Annotated in this window: 4 protein-coding genes and 3 pseudogenes; all 7 read right to left on the bottom strand. The window is 58.7% G+C overall.

The window, feature by feature from the left end; all coding sequences use genetic code 11:
• Nucleotides 1-133: pseudogene (locus AWB69_RS48475) on the bottom strand (arsenical-resistance protein); the annotation flags it as partial.
• Nucleotides 120-620 (bottom strand): annotated as a pseudogene (locus AWB69_RS44520) (arsenate reductase ArsC). The pseudogenes AWB69_RS48475 and AWB69_RS44520, both read right to left, overlap by 14 nt.
• A 17-nt stretch (nt 621-637) precedes the next feature.
• Nucleotides 638-1,104 (bottom strand): annotated as a pseudogene (locus AWB69_RS44515) (ArsI/CadI family heavy metal resistance metalloenzyme).
• A complete protein-coding gene (locus tag AWB69_RS44510) occupies nt 1,101-1,433 on the bottom strand; it encodes an ArsR/SmtB family transcription factor (RefSeq protein ID WP_062093127.1) in 333 nt (110 codons plus the stop codon). The pseudogene AWB69_RS44515 and the gene AWB69_RS44510 overlap by 4 nt, the downstream one beginning before the upstream one ends.
• A 259-nt stretch (nt 1,434-1,692) precedes the next feature.
• Nucleotides 1,693-1,851: a hypothetical protein gene (locus tag AWB69_RS48470; RefSeq protein ID WP_156529209.1), complete on the bottom strand. Its 159-nt coding sequence runs from the start codon at nt 1,849-1,851 to the stop codon at nt 1,693-1,695.
• On the bottom strand, nt 1,841-5,356 hold the full coding sequence (locus AWB69_RS48465) for a sialidase family protein (protein WP_197500488.1): 3,516 nt from the start codon (nt 5,354-5,356) through the stop codon (nt 1,841-1,843). The genes AWB69_RS48470 and AWB69_RS48465 overlap by 11 nt, the downstream gene beginning before the upstream one ends.
• Nucleotides 5,357-5,611: 255 nt before the next feature.
• Nucleotides 5,612-5,851 carry a hypothetical protein gene (locus tag AWB69_RS46720; protein ID WP_197500487.1) on the bottom strand — a complete coding sequence of 80 codons (240 nt, stop codon included), beginning with the start codon at nt 5,849-5,851 and terminating at the stop codon, nt 5,612-5,614.
• Nucleotides 5,852-6,639 lie beyond the last annotated feature (788 nt).

Below are 6,639 nucleotides of genomic sequence, written 5' to 3'. Positions count from 1 at the left end.
GAAAGAGCTCGGGAAGCACCTGCCCGAGCAGAATGCCGCCCACGATGCAAAGGGCGACCCAGACTGTCAGGTAGCGCTCGAAAAATCCGATCGCCGGTCGTGCGCCGGCAACCGCCGTGTCAGTGCTGCTCATCTGATTCCTCTGCAGGCCTTTCACCGATCGCGCGCATTTCATGCTGAATCGCATTGCTGTCAAGCACATGGAGCGGCAGGTTCACGAACTGGCTCACGCGGCTCATGATTTGTCGATATACCTTGGTGAATACCCTGCGCTTGTCTTCATCGCTGCCCTCGAACGCGGCCGGATCTTCAAACCCCCAATGCGCCGTCATCGGTTTGCCCGGCCAGATCGGGCAGACTTCGCCCGCGGCCCGGTCGCAGACCGTGATCACAAAATCCATGTGTGGAGCATCAGGCGTTGCGAACTCATCTCAACTTTTGCTACGCAGTCCAGATGTTTCGTAGCCAAGCGCTTCACAACGTTCAATGGCAAACGGATTGACCGCGCCTGAGGGATGACTGCCGGCGCTGTACGCCCGGAATTTCCCTTTTCCCAAGACGTTGAACAGCGCCTCGGCCATGATGCTGCGCGAGCTATTCCCCGTACGGAGAATCAGAATCGATTAAGGTTTATCGCTCACGTGCCGCTCCGGATCGTCACAATGGATTCAGCAGGCGAGCAGCAGGCGGCCGTTGATTGCGCTTGTGCTTGCGTTCGATCGTGGGACTCACCGTAGACCGGTGCAGCTTCGAGGTTCTGAACGTCTCCCACGCGACGCCCTGCGGGTCGATCGTCCACGCCTTGTCCGACCTGGCGTAACAGCAGGTTGTCTCCGTCTGCTCCTGTACCGGCAGCTTCGCCGCAATGAAGCGCGCATTCATCTCCTGCAGTTCCGCGTCGGTTTCAACCTGGATGCCGATGTGATCGACGCCCGGTTTCGCGCCGCGCTGCGAAATCGCGAAATTGACAGCCGGATCGGTCAGCTCCCATTTGCAGTAACCGCTCTTGAGAACCGTGGGTTCCTTGTTGCCGAACATGGCGCTGTAGAACCGAATGCTGTCGTTGAGATCTTCGACCGCGACATGGATGTGCATGCGCTTCATGGTGTATCTCCGCAGCAGTTGGGAAGATCGCTCGCGGCACAGGTCGCGCCGGCGCAGCAGTTCTCCGTCAGGAAGCCGATCAGGCCTGTCATCGCGTCAAAATTCCCGGTGTAGATGATGAAGCGGCTTTCTTGCCGTGGCTTCATCAGGTCTGCATGCGACAGATCCTTGAGGTGAAATGACAGGCTTGAGGGGGATAGGCCGAGTTGCTTCGCGATTTCACCAGCAGCCATGCCGTCCGGCCCGGCGACGACCAGCATGCGGAAGATCGCGAGGCGCGATTCATGGGCGAGCGCGCTCAGGGCGCGTACAACGAGATTGGAGTCAATAAACCTAACGATACGTCTATCGATTCGATATTTCAATTAGTATCGAAATAAAGGCTCTTATCGTACTTGTGCCGTTCGATGAGGTCCGCAAGAAGAGGCGTTTTTAGCGTCTGCAATCAGTTGAACAGCGACCGTTCACCGCGCGGAGCATACGACGGTTTCGGGTCGCCTTGAGGCATTCCGTGCGCTCGACAGTGACTGCTCGTAGCCTACCGGTCACAGACCTGCTTATGCAGACCTTGGATCAACTGTCCTCTCGCTACCAGTCGAGCCTCAGTCCGGGCTTTCTTGCACGATGCCGATCGTCGTCGTCCGCATCCAGGTACTGGCTGGTCATCGAGATCGATGCATGCGCCAGGTTGCCCCAGGGGGAACAGGTGACGGAACCGATGCAGTGGAAATGCAGGCTATGTTTCATGCGGCGGCACTCCGTGCAGGATGATTTCGAATAGGCGCTCCGGATTGTCACGCTGCAGGATGACGGTAGTCACGATGCGCGACATCCAGGCGCGTTGCACGATTGAACACACACGCAATTCGTGGCTGTCGAACCGATGGCGGACGCCCTCGTAGGTCTCCAGAATGAACGCTTCAAAATCACCGAAATGATCGTAAATGATTCCGTCGATCTTCCCGGTAAATGATTCACGCTCGTGGCCGGCGGGGCTCGGCCGACCCGGATGATCCGGATGACCCGGATGATCCGGATGACCCGGATGATCCGGATGACCCGGATGACCCGGATGACCCGGATGACCCGGATAGCCGGGGCAGCCAGGCACGCCGTTGCCGAGCGGCGAAGGCAATATTTTCGTAGGATCGCCGCCGAAGGTTCGAACGCGACCGGCTATCACCTCGAGGTAGCGCTGAAAGACGGGATACCAGCGGCTCGTGGTGGGGATCGCTTCGCCGACCCAGCGCAGCACCGATAGTTGCCGCTCTTCTGGCAGTAACAGCGCGTTTTTCTGGCTCACCGGAATGTTGAGTTGGAATGCGCCGATCACCTTTCTCCATCGCGCATAGGGCGTGGACGCAGCGGATGCTCGCTGGGCGCGTTTGCCCCCTCTCGTTGCGGGCTGGCGGATGTCGCCAAAAGCGTTCGTCACCTGGCGTACGACTGCCGTGTGGATCCGGCCGCGGCGCAGGGAGAGGGGGGGCGTGATTGAGAGGAGCCCGGCATAATTCGAACCTGTGCCCGGAGGGACGGGCACGTAAGTGACGCCGCCGGTCTTGCACTGCAAAGTGTGGTCATCGACACGCGTCAGGCCATGGTAGGTGTACATCCGTGAGGCCATCGAAAGGACGGTGTCAGCGCTCACCGCTGGAAGGTAGATGGAGGCAACGCTTCCAGGCGGTGTCGTTCCCCAGTCGATCATGAGTTCGTCTGGCCGCTGTTGGACGGGTAGGCCGACGGCGGTCGGATGAATCTCGAAAGTCGTGACTGCCTGTGCCGAGCCGACGGGACTCCACGCGAGATTACGCTGCGCAAGCTTGTCCCAGTTAGATGGATCTGTACCGAGAGGGATGGTCGCCGGGTCGAAAGCGATTTCGGCGACCAGGCACTGATGAAGGTTCCTGATCATCGCCTGCCCGACCGTTTGGGGCGGGTTGCCTGGATCGGTAAAAGGACCGTCGAGCGGTGCTACGGCTTTCATCGGCAGGACGTTGTTCAGGGACCCGTCGGCCTTGCGAGGCTGATTGATGTCGAGCCAGCAACCGAAGAATGTGTCCACTTCAGAACCATCAGCATGGGCTGTGATGGTCTGAACGTTCCCGAGCACGTAACCGGTATTATCGGTGCGGGAATCTGTCTGCGTATCCATCGCGACGACCGTCGTGTCGACTCGGGGAAGCGCAAAGCACGGGATCGTGACATATTCGCTCTCAATGACCCCAGCAAGCGGTATGGGCTGTCCGGCGGCATTGGTGGCACGGCGGTACTGCTCGCCGGGCGGGTAGTCGTAAATGCTGGTCGTCGACTGTGCAGCGAACAGTCGGAAGAATACGCGCACGTTGGCTGCGTCGATCAGTCCAATGTATCGCACCCGGGCGAGCGCGAAATTGAAAACCGGGGTACCGCTGCCGTCGGTCGGGCTCAGGTAGAGCGAAGAAGCCTCCTCGTCTGGTGAGAGCACATTTTGATCGTCGAAAGACTGCGCGTTCGCGGTTCCGTTGCCCTTGGTAAGCGCCTTCATGACCTGCTGGATGAAGCCGTTGGCCGTCGAGGCGTCTGCGCCCATCGTTACACCAAACTTGATGTCGCCCGGACGCATGACGAAGACGCGCAGATCGATACTCAGCCACGGGGGATCGCCGTGCAGAAGATATGGATCGGGTTGTTTGATCAACTCGATCTGCCCGGCGGCAGAGACACCGGCAACAGTAACGTTGAGAGTAAGAAATTCGGTCGCGCCATTGAACGCGAAGGCCGGATCGGTGGTATCGGAGCCGAAGTCGAGGCTATAGAAAAACGTGAATCGCTGCGGTTGAGGACCGTAGGCACCCGTGGCAGACGAATTCCGGGTGCAGGCGACGTTCATCCCCGCGGTAGGTGAGGCGACAGGGAGGGTTGAAGCCGGACCGGTTGCCCCCAGTTGCATCGCCGTGAATCCATCAACGACCACACGGAAAGCGTCGGTAATGATCGCGTCAGGGCCGTGTGTCTTGCGCAGCGCATCGACCTCATTCTGGCCGATGGTGCTCTGCTCGATGATGAATTCGCACCCCTTTTCGGGGAGAACAGCAGTCCAAAGTTCCTGGATTCCAGTCCGTGTATCTGTCCAGAGGGGATAGAACCCGAGAGCGCTAGCGTCGAGTCCGAAATAGTCACCTATGAACGTTGTGTCGGGATAGGCCTCCGCCAAGGGGGCGTCTAATGACGGGTCCCAAGGTTGATCCGTCACGATGAAGTAGTTAAACGTTGCCCCATGGTCAAACGACTGAGAAATGATCACGTCGATGAGATACGTTGACGGCTTCGGGCCGAATTCATAAAACGTGCATGCGACTACGCCGTTGGGATCCATCACGATTTGGGGATGGAAGTGCTGAAAGTTCGACGGTATCGATTGCTTAAGAAGCGGCTGTCCCGACGCACCAGTCACCCAGGTGGCGCCGGCGTCGTTCGACCGCGCGTAGTAAATACGCGAAATGCCCTCGCGATAGTCAGCCCAGGCGACTAGGACCATGGGACCGGCCGAGCAGGCGGTCGGATCAGTGAGAACACGGAAGGTGCCACCTGGAAAGACGGTGAAGGTCGAATCATTAGGGGGGAGCACGGCCTGGATCGTGGTGATGCCGGTCGCCGGCGGTGTTGCTGATGGCTGAAAGGTGTCGCCTCCATCTGACGAAACGAGCATCTGAATCTCGTCGCTGCCGAGCGAGACGACGTAGACGAAGCCGTTCGCCGAGACATCAATTTCCGGATAAACGGTGCCTGTACTGATGAGCGACCCGGCTGACGCCCCCTGCGCGCCAACCCAGGTCGCACCGTGATCCTGAGTGCGCGCGAAGGCCATGCCGAGCGGCGGTTCCACGTTGTCCCAGACCGCATAGACGTTGCCATGATAAGGGCTCGCGGCATTACTGTCGCCCGCGGCCCATTGCTTGTCGGCGTTCGTGGTTCCGGGGATGGGATATGGCGCGCTCCAGGTTTTGCCACCGTCGGTGGACTTGTACATGACGATGCCGGTGGTGTGGAAGACCGGAGGCGTTGTACCAAGCGTGCCGCCGAGCCCCACCAGGAAGACATTGCCGCTGTCGTCCCACGCGAGGGTGGGATCAGTCATTACCGTAAAGCCGGGCGTGGCGAGGGGAGTGGATTCTTGCCACGACTGGCCGCCGTCGATCGAATACTCGGTTGCCAGTGTGAAATTGTACGTTTGGATGTTTGCGAATTTCTTCGACGACGCCACGATCTGCAACGGGTTGTTCGGATTGATCGCAATGTTCGACTCGCTGCGCGCGTTATTCGCGTTGGAGTCGTGCGTGACTTGGATGTTTGCCATGGTCACCATCCTTTCGGTAGATTGCACACAGCCGATACACGAGCTTTCGCAAGGAAGCAGGGAGGCTGACTATCGGGTCATTCAGAAGCCGAGGGATTGTCTTTGTGGCAGTTCCGCCACGCGAAAGGTGAGGTGACAAATTGCGCCGACCTCAGAATGCCGACGAACGGGTCAGATGGACCCCTGTGGCGCGCGGTACCATTCTCGCCGGGCCAGAGCAGCGAAAATTGCCGTCGCCACAACTAGGGCAATGACCACGCCCCACTCGACAGAGCCGTTGTGCTGATCGGGATCGAATCCGGACAGACCTTCGATCCAGTCGGGCCATGCGAGCGTCAGTACTGCCAGGAAGGCGCTAATGGAAGCTAGAGCGGATTCAACCCAGAAGATTGAACGGAGGCGTTTTTTCACGGGACCACCAATGACTTCGTCAAATAGCGATTAGTAGGACTTGCGTCTCGCGTGTGGAACGGTTGCCTCTCGTCGCGACATGTCGGCGCACCGCATTTCCCGTTCCGTACGGGAGGTGGTATGCGGGCCAAAGTTCGCGCTGTCTCGCGCTTCGTTCAACCTATTATAGGAAGAGAAGAAGGCCGGACGCCCATTTTTTTGATGTCCTTAGCGGTTGAAGTAGACCATTAAAACATGACTTCGTTTTGCCTTGAAGCGAACTCGATTCTCGCACTCATGTCCGCGTTGCCCACATACCGGCCCCTTGCCTGTTGACCACACTAGTCAAAGAAACGGTCAAGAGAGCCGCTCGGGCTGGAACCAAACCGACCCTCCGCGAACGACTGCTTTCGCAAGTATCGAATGGCCAAGATCGGCACGAAGGGCAAGCAGGCGTCGAACATTCGACCGCTGTCATTGCTTTGCTGCTTGGTTGAACGGTGAAAAAATGGCCCGCATCAGCGAGCCATTTGCTTTCCGGTGGCACTTGCGCCGCCGCGTTGCCAGACACGCCAGCAAGTTGTTTCCTGAATCTGCGCTGAGGTTATGCTCGAACGCAGCAGCGGCGACATCGCTGCTCGGGCCGCTTTTCCGTGGGTCGTCTTGGTGTCACCGGGAGTTAGATGAAGGAGCATAGAGCGTTCTGTATCTCGAGCGGACCCCGGCGCGCAATGTATCCGTCAGCGGAACCCGTTGGGGAGGTTTTTGCGCGGCTAAATGTCGACGATCTTTCGCAGTAGAGAGTACGA

Origin of the sequence: Caballeronia udeis, from assembly GCF_001544555.2 — a bacterium.
GTDB lineage: Bacteria > Pseudomonadota > Gammaproteobacteria > Burkholderiales > Burkholderiaceae > Caballeronia > Caballeronia udeis.
This window is presented reverse-complemented; position numbering and strand designations above follow the sequence as displayed.

Bases quoted from the DNA above. Each gene is read 5' to 3' on its own strand.
- AWB69_RS48470 (WP_156529209.1), bottom strand. From the start codon at position 1,851: ATGAAACATAGCCTGCATTTCCACTGCATCGGTTCCGTCACCTGTTCC.